General features: G+C 69.3%; 3 protein-coding genes. 2 read left to right on the top strand and 1 reads right to left on the bottom strand.

Annotated elements, in window-relative coordinates; translation table 11 throughout:
- Positions 1 to 264, top strand: a 264-nt coding sequence (locus MJ785_RS12045; protein ID WP_239380883.1) for a hypothetical protein, incomplete at its 5' end; no start/stop codon positions are given.
- Here the strand turns inward: MJ785_RS12045 and MJ785_RS12040 are convergent.
- Positions 249 to 401 carry a hypothetical protein gene (locus tag MJ785_RS12040; RefSeq protein WP_239310645.1) on the bottom strand — a complete coding sequence of 51 codons (153 nt, stop codon included), beginning with the start codon at positions 399 to 401 and terminating at the stop codon, positions 249 to 251. The two genes, MJ785_RS12045 and MJ785_RS12040, sit on opposite strands and share 16 nt — an antisense overlap.
- Positions 402 to 610: 209 nt before the next feature.
- Here MJ785_RS12040 and MJ785_RS12035 point away from each other — a divergent pair, with 209 nt between their 5' ends.
- Positions 611 to 1531, top strand: coding sequence for a PAC2 family protein (locus MJ785_RS12035; protein ID WP_239346212.1), 921 nt, complete (start codon positions 611 to 613; stop codon positions 1529 to 1531).
- Positions 1532 to 1597: the final 66 nt, after the last annotated feature.

The following is a 1597-nucleotide window of genomic DNA, read 5'->3' as shown; positions in this document are numbered from 1 at the left end:
GGGAACACACCGGGCATGACTTTTGGACCAACCAGGACGCCGACCGCCAAGCGGGACGGAACCATCAGCCTGGTCTGCGGGATCGCCGGTCTGTTCTTCCTCGGGATCGCCCTCGGCATCGCGGCGATCGTCTTCGGCGTGCGTGGCAGGCGCGGTGGCGGCGGCGGGCAGGCAACAGCCGGGTTCGTCCTCGGCGTCATCGACATCGTACTGTGGGTCATCGGCCTGGCCGCCTGGCACGCGAACGCCTACGTCTGGTACTGATCATCAAAGGCGGTGTAATCATGGCTCTCCGTGCCATTCAGCACCCCGGCCGGCTGGACACCGTTCCCGCCGACCGCCGCTGCCGCGGCGGCTGCTACCACGACCAGCACGACCAGCGCAACGGACGACTCGGACAAAACCGGAGACGACCTGGACAAAACCAGACCGCGGCACGGCACAATACTGGTACCGATACCGTTCTCCGTACACGCACCACCGCGGGCCCTCCGCCGCGACGAGATCCGCGACGCGGGGCCGAGGGCCGCACGACAGAAATAGATCGGGACAGGCGTGGCTTCATCTTCGGTGAAGCCACCTGACGGATTCTGCGAGGAGGTCTCCACCGGTGCTCGACCCGAGTGCGCTGTACGAGATCGCTGACGATCTGCCCGAGCTGGGTCGGCCCGTGCTGGTGGAGGCGCTGACAGGTGTCGTCGACGCGGGCGGGGCGGTCCGCCTTGCCAGCCAGCACCTGCTGAGCGCCCTCGAGCACCGGCTCATCGTGACCTTCGATGTGGACCAGCTGCTTGACTACCGCTCCCGCCGACCATCCATGATCTTCGTTGAGGACCACTGGGAGCACTACGAGGAGCCGGTGCTCGGCCTGCATGTGCTCAACGACAGCGCCGGCACCTCGTTCCTGCTGCTGTGCGGCCCAGAACCCGACCTGCAGTGGATGCGGTTCACCACCGCGGTGCGCGGCGTCGCGGCGCTCCTGGGCGTCCAGGTCACCGTGGGCCTCAACGCGATCCCGATGGCTGTGCCGCACACCCGCCCCTGCGGGATCACCGCCCACGCCACCCGACCGGATCTGGTCACCGGGTACGAGCCCTGGCTGCGGCGGGTACAGGTCCCCGGCACCGCCGGCCATCTGCTGGAATACGAGTTGGGACGGGAAGGCCGCGACGCGATGGGCTTCGCCGCCCACGTCCCGCACTATCTCTCCCAAACCGACTATCCGGCGGCGACCGAGGCGCTGCTCACCGCGGTGTCCAAGGCGACCGGCCTGCTGCTGCCGCTGGACGGGCTGCGCGCGGCGTCGGCCGCGGTCCACGACAACGTCAACCGGCAGCTGGAAGAGGGCGCCGAAGCCGCCGCGCTCGTCCGGGCGCTCGAAGAGCAATACGACGCGTTCATGCGCGGCCGGGAGGGCTCGAACCTGCCCACGGCCACGACCGACTCCCTGCCGACCGCGGACGAGCTCGGCGCCGCGCTGGAACGCTTTCTGGCCGAGCAGACCGAGCCCGGTGGCCCACCCACACCGTGATCCGGGCCCACGCCCGGACATGATCCGGCCCCGCCTCCGGACATCGTGATCCGGGCCGGCTCAACC

It is taken from the genome of Protofrankia sp. CiT1 (genome assembly GCF_917627335.1).
Taxonomy (GTDB): domain Bacteria; phylum Actinomycetota; class Actinomycetes; order Frankiales; family Frankiaceae; genus Protofrankia.
This window is presented reverse-complemented; position numbering and strand designations above follow the sequence as displayed.